This window comes from Streptomyces sp. CS113, assembly GCF_002188365.1.
Lineage (GTDB): Bacteria > Actinomycetota > Actinomycetes > Streptomycetales > Streptomycetaceae > Streptomyces > Streptomyces tendae.
On the sequence record NZ_KZ195574.1, the window covers coordinates 24,112 to 47,208 of the forward strand.

The 23,097-nt window shown below is 71.4% G+C and carries 8 protein-coding genes; 1 reads left to right on the forward strand and 7 read right to left on the reverse strand.

The genetic code is table 11. The features are described 5' to 3' along the window. Positions 1-20: 20 nt before the first annotated feature. On the reverse strand, positions 21-3,131 hold the full coding sequence (locus B9W62_RS00050) for a type I polyketide synthase (RefSeq protein ID WP_256976123.1): 3,111 nt from the start codon (positions 3,129-3,131) through the stop codon (positions 21-23). Between the two features lie 517 nt (positions 3,132-3,648). On the opposite strand from B9W62_RS00050, the gene B9W62_RS00055 reads away from it, so the two are divergent. After that, positions 3,649-6,792: an ATP-binding protein gene (locus B9W62_RS00055; protein ID WP_087803935.1), complete on the forward strand. Its 3,144-nt coding sequence runs from the start codon at positions 3,649-3,651 to the stop codon at positions 6,790-6,792. A 14-nt stretch (positions 6,793-6,806) separates the two neighbouring features. Here B9W62_RS00055 and B9W62_RS00060 read toward each other — a convergent pair whose 3' ends face one another. From B9W62_RS00060 to B9W62_RS00085, 6 genes are read right to left on the reverse strand one after another with little or no spacing between them, the layout of a single operon-like run. Then, a complete protein-coding gene (locus tag B9W62_RS00060) occupies positions 6,807-8,462 on the reverse strand; it encodes an ABC transporter permease (RefSeq protein ID WP_218781977.1) in 1,656 nt (551 codons plus the stop codon). Beyond that, the gene (locus B9W62_RS00065; protein WP_087803937.1) at positions 8,459-9,430 is read right to left on the reverse strand and encodes an ABC transporter ATP-binding protein; all 972 of its coding nucleotides are present in this window, start codon (positions 9,428-9,430) and stop codon (positions 8,459-8,461) included. The genes B9W62_RS00060 and B9W62_RS00065 overlap by 4 nt, the downstream gene beginning before the upstream one ends. 37 nt (positions 9,431-9,467) lie before the next feature. After that, the gene (locus tag B9W62_RS00070; RefSeq protein ID WP_256976124.1) at positions 9,468-10,232 is read right to left on the reverse strand and encodes a thioesterase II family protein; all 765 of its coding nucleotides are present in this window, start codon (positions 10,230-10,232) and stop codon (positions 9,468-9,470) included. A gap of 15 nt (positions 10,233-10,247) precedes the next feature. Then, complete coding sequence (locus B9W62_RS00075) at positions 10,248-11,555, reverse strand: lysine N(6)-hydroxylase/L-ornithine N(5)-oxygenase family protein (RefSeq protein WP_087803939.1); 1,308 nt, start codon at positions 11,553-11,555, stop codon at positions 10,248-10,250. Positions 11,556-11,574: 19 nt separating this feature from the next. Continuing rightward, positions 11,575-15,375, reverse strand: coding sequence for a non-ribosomal peptide synthetase (locus B9W62_RS00080; protein ID WP_087803941.1), 3,801 nt, complete (start codon positions 15,373-15,375; stop codon positions 11,575-11,577). A 4-nt stretch (positions 15,376-15,379) separates the two neighbouring features. Next, positions 15,380-23,089 (reverse strand): non-ribosomal peptide synthetase, encoded by a 7,710-nt coding sequence (locus tag B9W62_RS00085; protein ID WP_087803944.1) that lies wholly within the window; start codon positions 23,087-23,089, stop codon positions 15,380-15,382. Positions 23,090-23,097: the final 8 nt, after the last annotated feature.

Sequence of the window (23,097 nt, forward strand, 5' to 3'; positions counted from 1 at the left end):
TTGCCGGACGAGCAGCTGGGCTACTGGTAGCCGGAGTCGATCAATGCGTACAGATCGTCGTCGCCGCGGTCGTCCGGACCGGTTCCGGCTGCCGTTGGAGGCGCTTCGGACGACGGTGGCGCGAGGAGCGAGAAGATGTGCCGGCCGAGGGCCTCGGGCGTGGGGTGGGAGAACGCGACGGTGGCCGGGAGCCGGACTCCGGCCGCCGCGGCGAGCCGGTTGCGCAGCAGCACAGCCTTCGAGGAGTCGATCCCCAGTTCCTTGAACGGCGCGTTCGGGGGCGCGGCGAGGCCGGTACTCGTCGTGGCCTCGCCTCCCCCGCTCAGCACCGCCGCCGTCTCGGCACACACGAGCGCGAGGACCGCGGACTCCGAAAGTGGTCGTGGTACTTCGGTGTCCGCGGGAAGCGGCTGCCGGCCGGCCGCGGTCGAGGCGGGCCCACCGCTCGTGATCGTGCCCTCGGCCCCGTCGGAAGCCGCGAGCCAGTACGGCTGCCGGTCGAACCCGTAGGTCGGCAGGTCGATCCGGCGCGGCCGTGCGCCGAACGTGGTGCTCCAGTCCACCGCGACGCCCCCCACATGCAGTTCGGCGAGGGACGACAGGACCTTCCGGATGCTTCCGTCGTCCCGGTGCAGGGTGCCGGTCACGAGGGGCGACGCGGCGAGCGCGTCGGCGGTCTCGGCCAGTGCCATGCCGAGCGCGGGGTGCGCGCTGACCTCCACGAACACGCTCCCGGGCGAGCGCATCAGCTGTTCGACGACCTCGCCGAAGCGCACCGTCGAGCGCAGGTTGTCGTACCAGTAGGAGCCACCGAGGAGGTGTGTGCCGAGGGGGCCCGCGGTGACCGTGGAATGGAACGTCACGTCGGACTCCCTCGGCGAGAGACCCTCCGCCGCCTTGAGCATGGCGTTCCGGACGCGCTCGATCTGGTGGGAGTGGGAGGCGTAGTCGATCCTGACGCGCCGGACCCGGATGCCTTCCTCCGCGGCCAGTGCGTCGAACTCGTCCAGTGCTCCGATGTCTCCGGAGACGACCACGGAGGCCGGGCCGTTGACCGCTCCCACGCAGAGCCGCCCGGGCCACCGCTCCAGCATGGCCCGGACCCGTTCGAGCGACGCGGCCACCGCGCTCATCCCGCCCAGCCCGGCCAGCTCGGTCAGGGCCAGGCCGCGCAGGGCAACGATCCGCGCCGCGTCCTCGACCGGGAGCGCACCCGCCACACAGGCGGCGGCGATCTCGCCCAGCGAGTGCCCCACCACGGCATCGGGGACGATGCCCAGCGAGCGCCAGACCCGCGCCAACGACACCATCACCGCGAACATCACCGGCTGGACCACGTCTGTCCGGTCCAACGGCACAGCGGGGTCCGCCCCGGTCAGCACGTCGGTCAACGACCAGTCGACCCATGGCGCCAGCGCCCGCGCGCACTCCTCCATCCCGTGTGCGAAGACCTCGGACTCCGCGTAGAGCTGCCGCCCCATGCCCGCCCACTGGGCCCCGTGCCCCGGGAACACGAAGACCACCGGGCCCGCTTGCCGGCCGGCCACCCCGCGAACCACGTGCGGCGAGTCCGCGCCGGCCGCAACCGCGTCCAGACCTGCCAGCGCCTGCGCACGATCGCCGCCCAGGACGACCGCGCGGTGCGCGAACGGTTCCCGGGTGGCCAGGAGCGAGTGCCCCACGTCCCGCCTCGGGAGCGACACGTCCGCGCCCACGCGAGCGCGCAGCCGCGCCGCCTGGTTCCGCAGCGCCGGTTCCGTCCGCGCCGTCAGGACCCATGGCACCACCCCGTCGGCGCCTCCGGGGGCCGGACCGGCGGCTGCCGCACTCGACGGCACCACCACCTCGGCCGCCTGTTCGAATATGACGTGCGCATTCGTGCCGCCGAGGCCGAACGCCGACACACCGGCCCGGCGCGGCCGGTGACCGGCACCCGGCCAGGGTCGTACGGCGGTGGGCACCTCGAAGTCCTCCTCGAAGTCCCGGATCGCGGGATTCGGTGCCCGGTAGTTCAGGCTCGGCACCAGTTGGGCGCGGTCCACGCAGAGCGCGGTCTTCACGAAGCCGACGATCCCGGCGGCCGGTTCCAGGTGCCCGACGTTCGTCTTGACCGAACCGATCAGCAGCGGCCGACGCCGACCGGTCTCCAGGAACACCTCGCGGAGACCGGCGATCTCGGCCGGATCCCCGACCCGGGTGCCGGTGCCGTGGGCCTCGACGTAGTCGACGCCGTCGAACGGCAGGTCCGCCCGGGCCAGCGCGGCGAGCACGGTCGCCGCCTGCCCGGCCGGACTGGGGTCCGGCATCCGGGAGGACGCGCCGCCGCTGCCGACGCCCCAGCCACGGACCACCGCATAGCTGCGGTCCCCGTCGGCGACGGCCAGGTCGTGCCGCTTCAGCAGCACGAACGCCCCGCCCTCCCCCCGGACGAAGCCGCTCGCCCGTTCGTCGAAGGTGAAGCAACGGCCGTCGGGAGAGAGCGCGCCCAAGTTCGCCAGACCGATTCCCGCTTCCGGGTCGACGATCAGGTTCACGCCGCCCACGAGCGCCATGTCGACGGCGCCGCTGCGAATCCGGTCGCAGGCCAGTGCCAGCGACACGAGCGAGGACGACTGGCCCGAGTCCGCGCACAGGCTCATGCCGCGCAGGTCGAACATTGCGGAGACGCGGTTCGCGATCAGTCCCCCGCTCGCGCCGAGCGCGGCGTAGTGGTCGTCCCGGTCGCTGCCGGACAGTCTGCGCAGCAGGTCGTACCCGGAGGGTGCGGCCGAGACCAGTACGTCGATCTGGCGACCGGCCAGCTTGCTCGCCGGCATCCGGGCGTCCTCGACGGCTTCCCAGGCCAGTTCGAGACCCAACCGCTGCACGGGGTCCGTGGCGGCCGCCTCCGCCGCGCCCATGCCGAAGAACTCCGCGTCGAACCCGTCGATCCGCTCGAAGAACGAGCCGGACCTCACGGTGTCGGCGTCCGGGTGCGAGGCATCGTCCGGGATGACCGCACGCTGTTCCGGAAACCGCCCGACCGTCGAGTCCCCGGCGAGCAGCAGGCGCCAGAACGCGCCCAGGTCGGCCACGCCCGGAAAGCGGCACGACATGCCGATGACGGCGACACCGACGTCCTCACTACGCATGCGAATCCTTCCGGCCGGGGCAACGCCGATCGCTTCCTGGCAAGAATCAGTCCCAGGATTTCGCGTCACCGGAGGTGACGGACGTCCCTTCGACCACATCACGCCCGGGCCGCCCGCAGAAGGCCTCCGCGTCCACCGCACGACGCACACCGACACCGTTGCGGAACGGGCCGCGGCACGACCGTCCAGGACCGGCGCCCCTGTCCCGCCGGCGGGACAGGACCGGGTCGGGGCCCGCCGAGGGAGCCGCGGTCCGGCTCCGCACAGCCCGTGCCGACGAGAGCGACGAAAGCTGACTACCCGTCAAATGGACGGTGGCCAGCTGTCGTTCATTTGACACAGCACGATGCTTATGTCAACCTTCACTAGTAAAGGGGTATTTGTGTTCGCTATCGCGCAGATATCGTCCGGGCGCCCCGGGACCCACGCCCGCGGCCGGATCGTCGGGGCTTCCGTCGGAGTCCAGTGATAGCACGCCGCGCCGTGGCAGGCGTCGGCGGAGTAGGAGAATCAGCCGGTGCGCATCGGTATCCTCGGCCCGTTCGAGATCCACACGGACGACGGCGGCGTCCTCGAAGTGAAGGGTGCGCGACTGCGCGGGCTGCTCGTCGCCCTCGCGCTCACCGCGGGCCGCCCCGCCTCCAAGGCATCCCTCGTCGACTGGATCTGGGGGCAGCACCCGCCGGCCGATGCGACGAACTCCCTGCACCGCCTCGTCTCCCGGTTGCGCAAGACGCTGCCCCCGGGGGTGATCGAGGGACAGGTCGACGGCTACCGCCTCACGGTCGGACCGCATGACGTCGACGCCGTACGGTTCGAGCACCTGGTCGCCGCCGGCCGGGCCTGCACCGAGGACCGTTCCCGGCGGGTGAGCCTGCTGCGTGAGGCCCTCGACCTGTGGCGGGGCGCGGCCATGCAGGACGTCGGTATGCAGGTCGGCCCGGCCTTCGACGCCGCGGTCGCCCGGCTGGCGGAGCTGCGCCTGACCGCCATGGAGGAGCGGTACGACGCCGAGGTCGGCCTCGGGCGCGGCGCCGGCCTGATCACGGAGCTGACCGACCTGGTGACGGCGCATCCGCTGCGGGAGCGACTCGTCGCCGTATTGATGCGCGCCCTGGCCGCGGCCGGGCGCGACAACGAGGCGGTGATGCTGTACCAGCGCACCAGAGAGGCGCTCGCCGAGGTGCTGGGCGTCGACCCCGCACCGGAACTCTCCGCGCTGCACGTCGCGCTGCTGCGGGGGGAACTGGCCCCGCGCAAGCAGGAGCGCAAGACCAACCTCCGTGCCGAACTCACCAGTTTCGTCGGCAGGGAGAACGACGTCGCCTCGGTCCGCCGGCTCATCGCGAACCATCGGCTGACCACCTTGATCGGACCGGGCGGCGCGGGCAAGACCAGGCTGGCCAAGGAGACCACGCGCACGCTGCTGGACGAACTGCCCGCCGGGGCCCGGCTGGTGGAACTGGCCGCCGTCGGCGCCGACGGTGACGTCGCGCAGGCGGCGCTCGCCGGATTCGAGCTGCGCGACGCGCTGCTCGGCGGGAGACCGAACGCGGAGCCCACGGATCGCTTCATCGCCGCGCTCCGCGAACGGGAGGAACTGCTGATCCTGGACAACTGCGAGCACGTGATCGAGTCCGCGGCGGCGTTCGCCCACCGCGTGCTCGGGGAGTGTCCGCGGCTGCGCATCCTGGCCACGAGCAGGGAACCGCTCGGCATCACCGGCGAGGCGCTGTGGCGCGTCGACCCCCTCGCCGTGCCGGAGCGAGACACCGATCCGGCCGAGATCGAGGGCTCGGCGGCCGTCCGGTTGTTGCGTGACAGAGCGGGCACGGCACGCGGGGACACCCCTGTCGACCCGGGCACGCTGGCGACGATGGCGCGGGTCTGCCGGGCACTGGACGGGATTCCGCTGGCGATCGAGCTGGCCGCGGCGCGGTTGCGCACCGTGCCCATCGAGCAGTTGGCCCGCCGCCTCGACGACCGGTTCCGGCTGTTGACCGCGGGCAGCCGTACCGCGCTGCCGCACCACAAGACGCTGCGCGCGATGGTCGACTGGAGCTGGGAGCTGCTCACCGGCGCCGAACGGATGGTGCTGCGCAGGCTCTCGGTGTTCGCGGGCGGCGCGAGCCTGGAGGCGGCCGAGCGGGTCTGCACCGGCGACGGGGTCGAGCCCGAGCAGGTGTTCGGGCTGCTCACCGCGCTGGTCGAGAAGTCCCTGCTGCGTATCGAGGACAACGGTGCGCTGCGGTACCGGATGCTCGGCACGATCCAGGAGTACGCCGGACACCGGCTGGCGGAAGCGGGGGAAGCCGATCTGGCGCGTCGGGCGCATCTCGCCTACTTCACCGAGTTCGCCGAGACCGCGGACCCGTACCTTCGCCGGGCCGAGCAGTTGGAATGGCTCGCCAGGCTGGGGGCCGAACACGACAACATCGGCTCCGCGCTGCGCGGCGCGCTGGCCGCGGGAGAGGCGCACCCGGCCATGCGGCTCGCGGCGGCGACGGGCTGGTACTGGTGGCTCAGCGGACACAAGGCCGAGGGCATCGAGCTGATCACGGCGGCCACTGACACGCCCGGCGAGGTGAGCGACGAGATCCGCGCCATCGTGTACGCGCTGGTCGTGCTGTACGCGAGTTCCGGGCTCGGTGACGAGCACCAGGCGGCGGAGTGGATTCACAAGGCGTACCGCTTCCGCGAGCGCAGCCGGTCCCGCAACCCGCTGCTGGGTCTGGTCGTCCCGATGGAGCAGATGCTCCAGGCACCGGACGCGTTCCTGCCGGCGTTCGAACCGCTGCTCGACAACGAGGACCCGTGGGTGCGCGCGCTGACCCGCCTGCACCTGGGCAAGATGCGGATCGTCCTCGGCCAGGGCGGGCGGGACGCCGACGCCTTTCTGGAGACGGCCCTCGCCGAGTTCCGGGGACTCGGCGAACGGTTCGGGATCTCGTTCGCGCTGACCGAGCTGGCGGACCGGATCGCCACCCGGGGCGAACTCGCCCGCGCCTGTGCGTACTACGAGCAGGCGGTCGAGGTCGTCACCGAGCTCGGTTCGTTCGAGGACGCCATCCGCATGCGGTCACGCCAGGCCCAGCTGTACTGGATGACCGGTGACGAGGAGGCCAGCACGGAGGCGATGGCGGAGGCGCAACGGTGCGCCGAACGGGTCACCTGGCCGGACGCGTTGGCCTTGCTGGGGCTGGCGAAGGCGGAGCTGGCGCGGTGGAGCGGCGATGCCGCGGCGGCCCGCCACCACCTGCGCGCCGCGACGACCACGCTCGGCGACGAGGCCGATCTGGCGGGCATCCGGGCCGTGACCCAGGACCTGCTCGGCTATCTCGCCGACGAACTGGACGAGGCGCGGACCCACCGTGCCGCGGCCTACCAGGCGGCGACGGAGGCGGGTCACCCCTCGACGATCGCGAATGTGCTGGTCGGCGTCGCGGACCTGGCGCTGCGCCGCGGTGAGCACGAGCAGGCCGCACGGCTGCTCGCGGCGAGCGCCGCCGTCCGGGGGCTGCCGGACCGCGCGCATCCCGACGCGGCCCGGATCGAGCAGGCGGCACGCGGGGGCCTCGGCGAGGCACGGTTCGCCGAGGCCACTCGGGAGGGTGCGCGGACGAGTTGGTCGCTCCTGGCGGCTGCCACGCTGGCGTCGTGACGCGGTGGGCGTGATCAGCCCGTGAGGAGGTCCCTGCGACGGAACCCCACGACCGCCAGCGCGACGAGCACCGCGGCCACCAGGCAGAGTCCGGCCATGTGGGACGGCTCGACGGGGCTGACCGGGTAGTCGCCGACCCACCAGAAGGGCGACAGCGCGCTGAGGGCGTGGGGCAGGTCCAGCAGCCGGCCGAAGAAGCTCTCCAGGACGACGATCGCGAACAGCACCCAGGCCAGTGGGGTGGCCCTGGGGAACCACGCGTAGCACGCGGTGGCGAAGGCGATCAGCACCGCGATGCCGGGGGCGAAGGTGGCGGCGCAGCCCGTCAGTTCGCCGAGACCGATCTGCCCGTGCGACAGCAGGGAGCCCGCCCACAGTGCCACTCCGCCGCCGACCAGGAGCAGGACGAGCATCCCGAGCACGACCACCGCCAGCCGGGACATCAGCAGGCTTGTTCTGGACGCCGGACGGGAGAGTTCAAGCCCGAGACGTCCCTCTTCCTCCTCGCCCTTCATCCGCAGGATCGCGGCGATTGAGAAACCGGCCACCGCCAGTGCGCAGTGCAGGAGGAAGATCCGCAGGAACGCGCCCAGCGCGTCACCGGCGAAGATCTTCTCAGTGAGCGAGTTCTGCGAGGCCAGCGAGTCGGCGATCTCACCGACGTTCTCCCCGAGGAAGGCCCCGCACAGGACGAACATCACCACACATCCCGCCATCCAGCTCAGCAGCGCGGTGCGAAGCTGCCGGAAGGCGAAGCGGAACGGCTTGGCGAGCCCCGGCGCGGCGTCGGCGCGGCCGGCCCGTTCGCCCACCAGGCCCTCGCCGAAGTCCCGGCGTCCTGCCAGCAGGGCCGCGACGGCTGCCAGGACGACGACGGCGGCCACGCTCAGCCCCAGGGGCCACAGCCGGAGGTCGAAGTACGCCCTCGACTGCTGGGTCCACGCGATCGGCGACAGCCACGACACCCAACTGCCCCGGGGCTGCTGGATGTCTCCGAGGCCGCGGATCAGCACCGCCGCGCCGACCAGGGCGCACGCCATGCCAGAGGCGCCGCGACCGTACACGGTCAGCTGGCAGGTCACCGTCCCGACTGCGGCGAAGACCAGCCCCGTCAGCACCATACCGGCCACCAGCACGCACGTGTCGACGACGGCCAGGCCGCCGACCGTGGAGATGAGGACGCAGGCGAGCACACCGAACACGGCGTCGACGATCAGTACGACGAGCCATGCCGCCACGGTCGCCGCGTGCCGTCCCACGGGCAGCGACCGGACGAGTTCCGCGCGTCCGGTCTCCTCCTCCGCCCGGGTGTTGCGGGTGATGTGGAAGATGTTGGACATCGCGAGGAACACCATGATCCACAGCGACATCTCGTTGGCGAACATGGCGCCGGGGGTGTAGTCGTCGAGGCCGTAGCCGGGGCCGCTGAGCAGCACGCCGCCCGCGTTCGAGATCGACGCGGCCCGGTTCAGCCGGTCCGCGGCGGTCGGGTAGAGCGACGCGGTCGCGGTCACGTAGTACACGCAGAACACGAGCAGGGACACGACCGGCACCAGCAGCCTGACCCGGTCGCGGCGCAGCATGAAGCGCAGCAGGGAGCCGGTGCCCGCCAGCGCCGACGGGGACGACGGGGCGACCGGTACGTCGGCCCGTACGGTCTGCGCGGTCACCGGGTCACCGCCGCGGCGCTCCGGTCGGCGCCGGATGCGCCGCCGTAGTGACGCATGAACAGGTCCTCAAGCGAGGGTGGCGCGGCGGTGAGGCTGCGCACGTCGAACGCGTGCAGTGCGGCCAGGACAGGGCCGATCTTGGAGTTGTCGACCGAGAACCCCACGCGGATGCCCGCACGGTCTGTGGAGGTGGTGAAGTCGCGGACACCGGGAAACATGGTCAGGTCGACCGGCTGGGTGACGACCGCGTCCACCGTGGTGCTGGTCAGGTGGCCCAGCTCCCGGATGCTGCCGGACTCCACCGTGCGACCGCCCCGGATGATGGTGACGGTGTCGCACACCTTCTCGACCTCGCTGAGGATGTGCGACGACAGCAGGACCGTCCTTCCGGCGGCCTTGGCCTGGACGACCCGCTCGGTGAAAGCCGCCTCCATCAGGGGGTCGAGGCCCGAGGTCGGCTCGTCGAAGATGTACAGCTCGGGATCGGTCAGGAACGCGGCGACCAGCGCCACCTTCTGCCGGTTGCCCTTCGAGTAGGTGCGGGCCTTCTTCGTGGGGTCGAGGTCGAAGTGTTCGAGGAGTTCGCGCTTGCGGGCCTGCCGGGCCTCCCCCTGGGAGGAGGGGCCGCGCAGCCTGGTGAGGTAGTCGATCGCCTCGCCGCCGGTGAGGTTGCGCCACAGGCTCACGTCGCCGGGCACGTAGGCGAGCCTGCGGTGCAGCTCCACCGCGTCCCGCCACGCGTCGCGGCCGAAGATCCGGGCGGTGCCGGAGTCGAAGCGCTGCAGCCCGAGCAGCACGCGGATGGTGGTCGACTTGCCGGCGCCGTTGGGACCGAGGAAACCGGCGACCTCGCCCCGACGGACAGTCAGGTTCAGGCCGGACAGCGCCGTGAACGAGCCGAAGGACTTGTGCAGGTCGACGACCTCGACGGGGTTTCCCGTCGTGTCGCTCTTCTCAGGACTTCCCATGGCACCACCATGCGCGGCCGGCTCTGTCACCCGGCTGTCACGGCTCTGACGCGACCCGCCGCCCTGTCGCGCCCTCGTGCAGGGCCGCGTTCCCGATGAGGTCCAGCAGCTCCGGGGCGCGGTCGACCAGGTACATGTGGTCGCCCGGCAGCTCGGTGTAGCCGAACCCGCCCGTAGTGGCCCGCTGCCACTGCCGGGCCTGGTCCGCGGTGACCAGGGCGTCGGAGCTGCCCCGCACGGAGGTGATCGGCACCGGCACCGGTTCGTCGGTGCTCGGCACGTAGTTCTCGTGCATCTCGCAGTCGGCCCGCAGCACGGGCAGGATCAGCTCGCGCATCTCCGGGTGGTCGAGGGCCTCGTGCCGGAAGCCCGAGAAGTCCTCGATGCGCGCCAGGAACTCCTCGTCCGGGAGCCCTGTCGCCCGCACCTCGCGCTGGGTCCACGGCCCCGACGCACCGCTGACGACCAACCGCTCGACGGGAATGCCGCGGGCGGTGAGCAGGTGCGTCAGCTCGTACGCGACCACCGCGCCCAGGCTGTGTCCGAACAGCACGGTCCGCTCCCCCTCGCCGGCCGCCGCGGCGACGTCGTCGATCAGGTCCTCGGCCGTCTCGACAACGCTGGAGAACGGGTCCTCCATGATGCGTCGCTCCCTGCCGGGCAGCTCGACCGCGACCAGCCGCCACCGGCCGGCGGTCAGCGCCCGCCACGGATGGAAGTACGAAGCGCCCGCGCCCGCGAACGGCACACACAGCAGCGTGGGTGTGCCGCGGTGCTCGGCGGAATCGATGGAACGGTTCACCCCGGTCAACTCCGATCACTGGTCCGAGGGCTCGGCGAGCCGGTTGCGGGAGACCGATTCCACGATCTCCCCACTGCGCACCGCCAGGTTCGACAGCAGGGACGACGACAGGCCGTGCGTGTGCTCGGTGCCGCCCTGCACGTAGATGCCGGCCCGCAGGTCCCCCGTCGTGGCCAGCCGGTAGTCGCGCCCGACGAGGTGGCGCCCCTGGCCGTCACGGCGGCAGAACCGGTCGACGTCGCCGAGCAGCCGCCCGACCGCCATCGGCTCGTACCCGGTGGCACACACGACGACATCGACGTCGAGATCGTCGGACCGCCCCGTCGCCAGCGACTGGACGGTGACCCAGGTGTCGTCGCCGTCGCGCTTGACCGCGCTGATCCTCGACAGCTCCATGAACCGCAGCCGGTCCACGCCCTGCACGTCGTCGTCGTACTTGCGCTGGTAGAGACTGCGGATCACATCGCCGTCGACCACCGAGTAGTTGGTGTTGCGGTGGTAGCCCCAGAGCTTGTCCTTCGCGTACTGCTCGCTCTGGTAGTAGTCGTCCACCGCTCCCGGGTCGAAGACCTCGTTGGCAAAGGGGGTGTTGTCGGCGATGCTGTAGCCGTACGACGGAACGACCGCGGTGACCTTCGCGTTCGGCGCCTCGTCGTGGCAGAAGCGGACGATTTCCGCGGCGCTCTGCCCGGCCCCGACCACGACCACGTGCTTCAGCTCCGAGGCCGCGGACTGCCGGAACTTCCCGAGGAACTCCGAGCTGTGCCACACATGTTCGTCCCTGACGACGCCGTCGGGCATCTTGGGCACGAGTCCGGTCGCCATGACGATGTTGCGCGCCTCGACGCACCTCGGCCCGGAGGCCGAGGACACGTGTATGCGGAGCCGCTCGACCGGATCGTCGGGGCCCGGCCCCCGTACCGGTGTCACCGAGGTGATCCTCGATCCGTACTCCACGCGGTCGGTGAAGTTCGCCGCCACCCACTCCAGGTAGCCGTGGAATTCCGCGCGCGTCGGAAAGAAGTCGCAGTTGTTGACGAACTGCGCCAGGCGTCCGTTCGAGTGAAGGTACGACACGAAGCTGAACCGCGACACGGGATTGCGGAACGTCGCCAGGTCCTTGAGGAAGGAGACCTGCATCTTGGACGACGGCAGCAGCATGTTCCGATGCCAGCCGAACGATGGCTGGCTCTCGAAGAACGCGGCCTCCAGCGGGCGGGAACCGGCGCCTTCGAAATCGTCCAGCGCGACGGCGAGCGACAGGTTCGAGGGACCGAAACCGATACCGACCACGTCGTAGACCGGCACTCCAGCAGTAGTCATTCCCACGCCTTCTCCTCCGTCATTCCGAAAGCTTCCGATTGATCACTTCGAAGAACTCGGCCACGGCTGCCGGCATGACCATTTCGTCATGTGTGGCGTCCACGTCGTGTTCCTCGATGGACCCGGCGACATACGGCCGCCACAGGTGCGCGTAGCGTTCGTCCTTGCGTGTGGCGTTGAAGAACAGCAGGTCCCCCCGGTAGACCGGGGAATCGAAGGCCATCATGGTGGTCGTGTTGTTGGCCAGCACTCTCGCCATGCGGTCCAGGACGTTCTGCTGGTTGTCGGTACCGATGTACTGGCCGAAGAAGTCCTCGAGTTCCGCCCGGTAGTCGGCGACCGTCTTGCCTGCGTGGATCTCCGTCCACCCCTGCCCGCCCGGCTGGGCGTCCAGGACCGCGGTCAGCTCGATCTCGTGCCCGCGTCGGCACAGCTCCTCCGCAACGGCCGGCACGATCGTGCCCCCGTAGGACCAGCCGATGAGGCAGAACGGACCCTCCGGCTGAATCTTCAGCATCTCGGTGACGTAGTCGTCGACCATCTCCTCCACCGACCCCGCGAGCGCGTCGATGCCGTTGGAGCCGCGGGACTGAAGCGCGTAGGCCCGCCGGTCCGGGACGTGCGAGACGAAGCTGAAGTACGGCCAGCCCAGTCCGCCCGCCGGGTGGAAGAACCACATCGGCGGCTTGTCCGTGCCGGGATCGCTGTTCAACGGCAGCACGACCGCGAACGGGTCGGCGTCGTCGGTGGGAATGCCGCCCACCAGCACCAGCGAGGCCAGTTCGGCCACCGTGGGGTACTTGATGATCGTACTCATGGGCATGAGCACACCGAAGTGCTTGCGGATGCGGGAGCTGAGCCTGGTGGCCATGAGCGAGTGGCCGCCGAGCGCGAAGAAGTCCTCGTGGATGCCGACCTGTTCCCGGTGGAGCAGCTCGCCGAAGAGGGCGCACAACTTCTCCTCGTGGGCGTTGCGCGGCCCCTGACCCACCACCACGACGTCCGCGCGTTCCGCCGGCAGTGCCCGTCGGTCGACCTTCCCGTTCGCTGTCAGGGGCATCTCTCGGAGCGGGATCACCGCGGCGAGCCTCATGTAGTCGGGGAGCTGCCGGGCAAGGTGTTCGGCGAGTTCCGCGACAAGGGGCTCCGTCGCCGCATCGGCGGTCTCCTCGGGCACCACATAGCCCACCAGACGCTTGTCCCCCGGCTCGTCCTCCCGCACGACGACCACCGCCTGAGCCACCCCCGGATGACCCGCCAGCACATGCTCGATCTCACCCAGCTCGATCCGAAAACCCCGCACCTTCACCTGGAAATCGGACCGCCGCACATACTCCAGCCCACCACCCCGACCCCACCGCACCACATCACCCGTGCGATACATCCGCCCACCACCGAACGGACACGCCACAAACCGCCCAGCCGTCAACCCCGGCCGCCCCTGATACCCCCGAGCCAACCCCGCACCCGCGATGTACAACTCCCCCTGCACACCCCACGGCACAGGACGCAACCGCTCATCCAACACGAACACCCGCGTATTCCCGATCGGAACCCCGATCGACACCCCACCCCCCACCACCACCGCAGCCGTCGTCGACCACACCGTCGTCTCCGTCGGCCCGTACCAGTTACCCACCTCCAACGCCTCACCCGCCAGCACATCCGCCAACCGCACCGGCAACGCCTCACCCCCCACCACCACCCGCAAACCCCGCACCGCACCCGGCTCGTACGCCAACAACATCTGCCAGAAAGCCGGAGTCGCCTGCACCACCGACACCCCATGACGACGCAACAACGCCACCACCGCCCCCGGATCAACCACCACCTCCCGCCTCGCCACCACCACCGCCGCACCACACACCAACGGCAGATACAGCTCGGTGTTGGCCATGTCGAACGACACGGTGGTGGCGAGGAGCATCCGCTCCCCCGGCGACAGCGGGAACCGCCGTCGGACCGCGGCCACGAAGTTCGCCAACGCCCCACGAGAGACCGACACCCCCTTCGGGGTGCCCGTCGAACCCGACGTGTAGATCACGTACTGCGTGTTCTCCGGCCGCACAACCACCTCGGGCGAGGTGTCCGGGAACTTTGACAGTTCGGCGCCGGCCAACGTGTCGGGGTCGAGCACCAGGACCGGGGACGAATGTCCGAGTACGTAGTCGATCCGGGCCTGTGGATGGTCCGGGTCGATCGGGACGTACGCCGCCCCCGACTTCAGCACCGCCCACAGCGCCACCATCAGGTCCACGGACCTCGGCAGGCACAGGGCGACCAGCGACTCCGGCCGTACGCCGCGGTCGATCAGCCAGTGGGCCAGCCGGTTCGACCGCGCGTCCAGCTCCCGGTAGGTGAGCGAATCCTCCTCCGCGACGACGGCGAGCGCGTCCGGCGTCGCACGCACCTGCCGCGCCACCGCCGCCACCAACCCCCCGTCCAGCGTCGGCTCGGCGGTGTCGTTCACCTCCACCAACAGCCGCTCCCGCTCCCCCGGGTCGAGCACGTCGAAGTCGCCGACACAGATGCCCGGATCGGCGACCACCTGCTCGAGGACACGCTTGAACCGCTCGGCCATGGCCTCGACAGTGCCGTGGTCGAAGAGGTCGGTTCCGTACTGGATGTCGCCGTGCAGCCGCCCCGACTCGTCCATGGCCATGCTGACGTACAGGTCCACCATGGTCCTGGCCGTGAGGGCCTGCTGGAACTCCACCTCCAGCCCCGGCAGGCTCAGCGGCGGCTTCTCGTAGTTCTGCCAGCCGCACATCACTTGGAAGAGGGGGCGGTGTGCGATGGAGCGGTCCGGGTTGATCGACTCGACCAGCACGTCGAACGGCAGGTCCTGGTGCTCGTAGGCCGCCAGCGCTTTGTCCCGCACCCGGGCGAGGACATCGGTGAACGACGGGTCACCGGAGAGATCCACCCGCAGCACGAGGTTGTTCACGAAGCACCCGACGAGATCGGCCATCGCCTCGTCCGTCCGCCCGGCGATCGGGGTGGCGATCGGGATGTCCTGCCCACTGCCGAGCTTGCCCAGCAGCACCGCAAGCGCGGCGTGCAGGACCATCGCCATGGACGTTCCTTGCCCCGCGGACAGCTTCTCGAGACCGGCCGTCACCTTGGGAGACACGGCGAAACCGACCACGCCGCCGCCCGTGCGGACCTCCGCGGACCGCGGGCGGTCGAGCGGCAGGGTCAGCGGCTGAGGTATCCCGGTCAGTTCTTCGCGCCAGTAGGCGAGTTGCCTGGCGGCGAGACTGCCGGGGTCGCTCACCTCGCCCAGCACCTCGCGCTGCCACAGCGTGAAGTCCTTGTACTGCACCGGCAGCGGATCCCAGTCCGGTGCCCGCCCGGCCAGCCTGGCGGTGTAGGCCGTGGCCAGGTCCTTGGCCAGCGGCGCGCCGGAACTGCCGTCCGTCGCGATGTGGTGGACGACCAGGACCAGCGTGTGCACCCGGGGCGAGGTGCGGACCAGGGTCGCCCGCAAGGGGATCTCGGTGGCGAGGTCGAACGCGTGGGCGACCGCGCCCTCGACCGCGCCGGCGACGTCCTGCGGCGCCGCGTCGACCACCGGCAGCCGCACCTGGTCCCATGCCTGCTCCAGGGGCAGGATGTGCTGGTGGAGTTCGCCGCCGTCGGAAAGATAGGTGGTGCGCAGTATCTCGTGCCGCTCGACCACGTCTCGCAACGCCGCGGTGAGCGCGGCAGGGTCCAACGACCCTTCCAGCCGGAAGGCCGCCGACATGTTCCACGTCTCACCGCCCTCGAGCTGGTGCATGAACCAATAGCGACGTTGCGCGAAGGACAGCGGGATCATGGCCCTACTCCTCTACGGTCATCTTGCGCAGGCGGGGACGGCTGGATGAGCCCGGTGCTTGCGACCACTGTGCGAGCGCGGCCACCGTCGGCATGTCGAAGATCTTGCGGATGGGCAGCTCCACCCCCAACTCGGCGCGGAGCCTGGCGATCAGCCGGGTGGCGAGCAGGGAGTGCCCGCCCAGCTCGAAGAAGCTGTCGTCGACGCCGACCCGGTCCAGGCCGAGCACCTCGGCGAACAGCGCCGCCAGGATCTCCTCGCGGGGGGTGCGCGGCGCACGGTACGTGGTGCCCGTGTAGTCGGGATCGGGCAGCGCGGCCCGGTCCAACTTGCCGTTCGGCGCGAGCGGAAGCCGCTCCAGGACCACGAAGGCGGACGGCACCATGAACTCCGGCAGCCGCGCCGAGACGAACGCGCGCAGCTCCTTGGGCTCGGGCACCGGGCCTTCGCCGGCGGCCGGCACGACGTACGCGACGAGGTGTTTGTCCGTTCTCCCGCCGCGCCCGGCACGGGCGACGACGACGGCCTGCGCGAGCCCGGGGTGCGCGACCAGCGCGGCCTCGGTCTCGGCCGGTTCGACCCGGAAACCGCGCACCTTGACCTGTTCGTCGGCCCGGCCCAGGTACTCGAGCTGGTCCTCGTCGTTCCAGCGGGCCAGGTCACCGGTGCGGTACATCCGGGAGCCAGCCGGACCGAACGGGTCGGCGACGAAGCGCTCGGCCGTCAGATCGGCGCGCCCGTGGTAGCCGCGGCCCACACTGCCGCCGACGTACAGCTCACCGACCGTTCCCGGCGGCGTCACGGACAGCCCCGGGCCCAGCACGTAGGCCCGCATGTTGCCCAGCGGGGTGCCGATCGGCACGCTGCCCCGCCCGTCCCCGGTGCCTTCGCGGACGGTGTGGGTGGTGGCGTAGAACGACTCGCTCTGGCCGTAGGCGTTGACGACCCGTACGCCGGGGAAGGCCGCCCGTATCCTCTCCGCGAGGGACGACGGCAGCGCCTCACCGGCGAAGACGACCGTCTCCACGCTGGTGCGGCCGGCGATCTGGTCGAGCAGTTCGGCGAAGGCGGACGGAACGGTGGAGACGACGCTGCCGCTCCAGCCGTCGCCCTCGCCCAGCACCAGGACGTCCCGGACCACCTCGACGATGCCGCCGGTCGCCAACGTCGTGAAGATCTCGAACGCCGACACGTCGAAGTTGACCGAGGTGCCGGCCAGCAGCCGCTTGCCCGGCCCCATGCCGACCCGGGAGGCCAGCCGCAGTACGCCGTTGACCACATTGTCGTGGGTGATGGCGACGCCCTTGGGCGTGCCCGTTGATCCGGAGGTGTACATGACGTATGCCAGTTGCTGCCGGAGCGGCGGCCGTGGGGGCGGGAGGGTGTCGTCGTCGCCAAGGTCGAGGGTGTCGAGCAGGACGTTCGGGGCGTCGTGGTCCGGCAGCGCGGCCAGGGTCGCCGAGTCCGTCAGCACCAGGTGCGGCCCGGCCTGGTCGAGGACGGCCTCGATGCGCTTCCTGGGGTACTCGGGGTCGACCGGCAGGTAGGCGCCGCCCGCCTTCAGGACTGCGAGCAGTGCCACCACCAGGTCGGCCGAGCGCGGCAACGACACCGCGACCAGCGATTCGGCGCCCACGCCACGGTCGGCCAGCACACGCGCCAGCCGGCCGGCCCTGGCGCTCAGCCGGCGGTAGGTGAGCCGCGTGCCGCCGTCGATCACGGCGATCTCGTCCGGGGTCCGCGCGGCCTGTGTCTCGAAGAGCTCGGGGATCATGGCGGCCGGCACCTCGGCGGCGGTGTCGTTCAGCTCGACGAGCAGCCGGTCCCGTTCGGCCGGCTCCAGCACCTCGATCTGCGCGACCGTCATGCCGGGGTCGGCAGCGAGCTGCCGCAGGACGCGGACCAGACGGGCCGCGCACGCCTGCGCCGTGTCCCGGTCGATCTCACCTTCCTTGTACTGGAGCGTGAAGCGCAGGTGGGGATCGGCGGCGGCCATCAGGGTCAGCGGATAGTGGGTTCCGGTGGACGGGCGGAAGTCTCCGAAGGTGATGCCGTCCGCGGCCGCGCCCGCCGCGCTGAGCCCGTCCCAGTCGATCGGGTAGGACTCGAAGACGACCAACGTGTCGAACAGGGTGTGCAGGCCGGCCGACTGCTGGATCTCGGAGAGCGCGTGGTGCTGGTGCTCCATGAGGTCGACCTGCCGCTCCTGAAGCCGGACCAGGACCTCGGCGAGGGTGTCGCCCGGCGCGTAACCGACGCGGACGGGAACGGTGTTGATGAACATTCCAACCAGCGACTCCACGCCGGTCACCGCGGGCGGGCGGCCCGCGACGGTCGCGCCGAAGACCACGTCCTCGCGGCCGGTGAGCCGGCCGAGCAGCAGTGCCCAGGCGCCCTGGACCACGGTGTTGACCGTGACGCCCAGCTGGGCGGCCCGGCGGTTGAGGGCCCGCGCCTCGTCGGGCGGGAACGCGAAGTCGAGCTGCCCCCGCCCCGTTCCCGGCTCGGCCGCGCGCCGGCCGTCGCCCGTGGGGTCGGACGCCAGGAGTGTCGGCCCCTCGATTCCCTCCAGCGCCGCCGCCCAGGCCCGCGCCGCCTCGTCCCGGTCCTGCGCTACCAGCCAGGAGAGGAAGTCACCGTAGTCGTGGGCCGCGGGCAGGGCGGCCGGATCGCCGTCGGCGGCGTAGAGGAGCAGCAGGTCTCGCATCAGCAGCGGCAGGGACCAGCCGTCGATCAGCGAATGGTGGGCGGTCAGCACGAATTGGGGGCGGTCCGGTTCGACCATGACCAGTGCCAGCCTGATCAGTGGTGGGGCGGCCACGTCGAAGTAGGTGGCCCGGTCCCGCACGAGGAACCGTTCGAACGCCTCGGTCCGGTCCGGCGCGGCGCCGCCCGTCAGGTCGAGGTACTGGAACGGCAGTGTCACCGTCTCGGGCACCACCTGCACGACATCGCCCTCGGACCGGTCGACGAACGCGGCTCGCAGGCTGGGATGGCGGGCCAGCAGTGCCTGGCCGGCCCGGCGCATCCGTTCCGGGTCGACCGCGGTGGAGAGCCGGAGCGCGAGCTGGACGTGGTACGGGTCGAACGACGCCCCGCCGAGTGTTTTGTGGAACAGGATCCCGGACTGCGCGGGGGTGACCGGCCACACGGTCGTCAGCCTGCCGTAGCGGTCCTGCCAGGCGTCGATCTCGTCCTGCTCCACGTCGACCAGGGGCACATCCGTCGGAGTCGGCCCACCGGCGTCGGGTGTCGTGGCGTGCCGGGCCAGCGCGGTCAGGGCCTCGGCCCACAGCGCGGCCAGCTCGCCCACCTCGGCGCGGGAGAACGCGTCGGCCGGGAAGGCGAAGCAGGCGGTCAGCTCGGGCCCTTCCGGGGTGACGGTGGTCGTCGTGCCGATCTCCAGCGCGGACCGGAACAGCCGGGTCGCGTCCAGCGCGCCGTGCGGGTCCTGGTACGCCGTGTCCGGCCGCCACCCCTCGCCCCGAGCGCCGCCGGGAGGGCCGGCGGGGTCACTGTGATGGGTGAAGCCGATGCGCGGTTCGGGGGCATCGGTGAACTCGGCGGCGGTGTCCGGGTCCAGGTGCCGCAGCAGGCCGTAGCCGAAGCCCGCGTGCGGCAGGGACCGCAGCTGTTCCTTGACGGCCTTGACCGCCCGCCCGGCGGCCGGTCCGCCTGCGAAGGCATCGGCCACGTCGATCCCGGTCAGGTCCAGCCGGGCCGGGAACACCGCGGTGAGCGGGCCGATCGTGCGGGACAGGTCGGCGCCGGGTACGACGTGCTCGTCTCGGGCCCGTGCGGTCAGGCGGACCAGGGCCGAAGGACCCTGCTGCCCGGTCGCCGGGCGCCAGCGGGCCAGCGCCAGGGCGAGTCCGGTGAGCAGCCCGTCGTCGACACCGGCGCGGAACACCGCGGGCAGCACCGTCAGTACGGCCTCGGTGACGTTCGCCGGCACCCGGACCCGTACGCTGTCCGGGCCTGTGGGGGCGCCGTTGCCCGGCTCGGGCTCGTCGAGCGCAGCCCCCTTCTCGCCCAGCACCGCACGCCATGCGGGCAGTTCGGCCCGTCGCGGTGCGGTGGCCGCGTCGTCTGCGAGCGCGTGCATCCACCGTCGCAACGAGGTGCCGGCCCGGGCCGGCGCCGGGGTCCCGTTCCCGCGCGCCTGCCGGCCGGCACGTACCAGGTCCGCGACCAGGATGCGCCACGACGTGTCGTCCATGACCAACCGGTGCACGACGGCCAACAGCCGGTGACCGCGGGTGGCCGAGTCGAGCCACACGAACTGCGACGTCACGCCGGCGTCCGGGGCGAGGCGGCCCGCGGCGGCGTCCAGCTCGGCGGGGAGGGGGTCGTCGTCGGCGGCCCAGCGGACGTGCCGCAACAGCGCGTCGGCCGACACGCTGCCCGGGGGCTCGATCAGCAGTCCCGGCCGCGTCCGGTCGAAGCGCGCCCGCAGTGCGTCGTGTTGGTCCAGCACCGCCTGTATGGCCCTGACCAGCTCCGCGCGGTCGATGTCCGCGGGCAGGGTCAGCAACCGGGAGGCGCAGGCCCGCTCGGCACCGCCGTGGAGCGGGCGGGTGTGCGCCGCGGTCGGGGGCAGCGGTGCCCAGCCGGTGCCGCCGCCCGGCAGCTCGCCGAGGGCCGGTTCCTCCTCGTCGCGGGCGGCCACCAGCTTTGCGAGCCGGGCGACCGTGCGGTGCTCGAAGATGTCCCGGACGCCGACCGCGAGGCCGCGGGTCTTCGCCCGGGCGACGACCTGGACGGAGCGAACGCTGTCCCCGCCGAGAGCGAAGTAGTCGTCGTCGACGCCGACCCGGTCCAGGCCGAGCACTTCGGCGAACAGCGCGCAGAAGGTCTCCTCGGCCGGGTTGCTCGGTGCCCGCCCCGTGGACCGCCGGGCGTAGTCGGGCGCCGGCAGTGCCCGTCGGTCGACCTTCCCGTTCGGGGTCAGCGGGATCTCCCGCAGCGGGACCAGCGCCGCCGGAACCATGTAGTCGGGGAGCTGCCGGGCAAGGTGTTCGGCGAGTTCCGCGACAAGGGGCTCCGTCGCCGCATCGCCGGTCTCCTCGGGCACCACATAGCCCACCAGACGCTTGTCCCCCGGCTCGTCCTCCCGCACGACGACCACCGCCTGAGCCACCCCCGGATGACCCGCCAGCACATGCTCGATCTCACCCAGCTCGATCCGAAAACCCCGCACCTTCACCTGGAAATCGGACCGCCGCACATACTCCAGCCCACCACCCCGACCCCACCGCACCACATCACCCGTGCGATACATCCGCCCACCACCGAACGGACACGCCACAAACCGCCCAGCCGTCAACCCCGGCCGCCCCTGATACCCCCGAGCCAACCCCGCACCCGCGATGTACAACTCCCCCTGCACACCCCACGGCACAGGACGCAACCGCTCATCCAACACGAACACCCGCGTATTCCCGATCGGAACCCCGATCGACACCCCACCCCCCACCACCACCGCAGCCGTCGTCGACCACACCGTCGTCTCCGTCGGCCCGTACCAGTTACCCACCTCCAACGCCTCACCCGCCAGCACATCCGCCAACCGCACCGGCAACGCCTCACCCCCCACCACCACCCGCAAACCCCGCACCGCACCCGGCTCGTACGCCAACAACATCTGCCAGAAAGCCGGAGTCGCCTGCACCACCGACACCCCATGACGACGCAACAACGCCACCACCGCCCCCGGATCAACCACCACCTCCCGCCTCGCCACCACCACCGCCGCACCACACACCAACGGCAGATACAGCTCGAGGGCGGCGATGTCGAACGACACCGTGGTGACCGCGAGCCACCGGTCCCCCGGCGACAGCGGAATCCGCCGGCCCGCCGCGGCCAGGAAGTTCGCCAGTGCGGCGTGGGAGACGGCGACCCCCTTGGGCGTGCCCGTCGAACCCGACGTGTAGATGACGTACGCGATGCTGTCCGGCGCGACGCGGACGGCGGGCGCCGACTCCACGTGCCCGGTGGTGACCGCCTCGGCCAGGAGGGCGGTGTCCAGCACGAGGACGGGGCGGGCGTCCGAGAGGATGTGGTCGATCCGGGCCTGCGGGTGGTCCGGATCGACCGGGACGTACGCCGCCCCCGACTTCAGCACCGCGAGCAGCGCGACCACGAGATCCACGGTCCGGGGCAGGGTGACGGCCACCAGCGACTCCGGCCGCGCCCCGCGGTCGATCAGCCAGTGGGCCAGCCGGTTCGACCGCGCGTCCAGCTCCCGGTAGGTGAGCGAATCCTCCTCCGCGACGACGGCGAGCGCGTCCGGCGTCGCACGCACCTGCCGCGCCACCGCCGCCACCAACCCCCCGTCCAGCGTCGGCTCGGCGGTGTCGTTCACCTCCACCAACAGCCGCTCCCGCTCCTGCGGGCCGAGCACGTCGAGGTCCGCCAAGGAGACTTCCGGGTCCCGCGCGACCTGCTTCAGGATGCGCACGAACCGCTCGACGATCTTGACGGCCGTGGCGTGGTCGAACAGTTCCGTCGCGTACTCGAGCCGGCCGTGCGCACGCCCGGTCGCGTCCGGGATGATGTTGAAGTAGAGGTCGAGCTTCGCGGTGTCGGTGCCGACCGGGACGGGAGTCACCCGCAGGCCCGGCAGCTCGAACCGCGACCACACGAACTGCCAGGCCAGCATCACCTGGAACAGCGGCGGGTACGAGGTCGAGCGCTCCACCTCCAGCAGTTCCACGAGCCGTTCGAAGGGGATGTCCTGGTTGTCGTACGCGGCGAGGGATTTGTCGCGTACCTGGTCCAGCAGCGCGTCGAACGACGGGGTCCCCGACAGGTCCGCGCGCAGCACCCACGTATTGACGAAGAACCCGATCAGGTCGGCGAGTGCCTCGTCGGTCCGCCCCTCGATCGGGCTGCCGACGGTCACGTCGTCGCCGCCGCCCAGCTTCTGCAACAACACCGCCAGCGCGGCCTGGGCGATCATGGGTGCCGTGGCGCCCCGGTCGGCGGCCACCTTGCCCAGCCGGGCGAGCAGCTCCGGTGCCAGCTCGAAGGACACGTGGCCGCCGCGGTGGTCGGCGTGCGTCGGCCGGGGCCGGTCCAGCGGCAGGGCGATCGGCTGGGGCACCCCGGCCAGTTCCTGCCGCCAGTAGGCGAGCTGCGGTGCGGCGACGCTCTCCGGGTCGTTCTCGTCACCGAGCAGTTGCTGCTGCCACAGCGTGTAGTCCTTGTACTGCACCGGCAGCGGTTCCCACACCGGCGCGACCCCCTCGCAGCGGGCCGCGTAGGCGGACGCCAGGTTGTCGAGGAAGGGGGCTATGGACGATCCGTCGGCGGCGATGTGATGGAACACGAACATCAGCACGTGCTCCTGCGGGGCGGTGCGGAAGACCGTCGTCCGCAGCGGAAGCTCCGCGCTCAGGTCGAATCCCGCGCACGCGGCCTCGTGCATCGCGGCGTCCACCGCGGACGCGGCGATGTCGATCACCCGGAAGGGGACGGCCGCCTCCTGCGGGCCGAGGACCCGCTGCGCGGGTGTGCCGCCCGAGTCCTCCACGATCAGGGTCCGCAGACTCTCGTGCCGGGTGACGACGTCGCGCACCGCCGCGTCGAGGGCCGCGGTGTCCAGCGGCCCCTCCAGCCGCAGCACGAACGGGACGTTGTAGGTAGCGGAAGAGCCCTCCAGGTGGTTGAGGAACCACAGCCGGCGCTGGGCGAAGGACAACGGGATCATCGACGCTC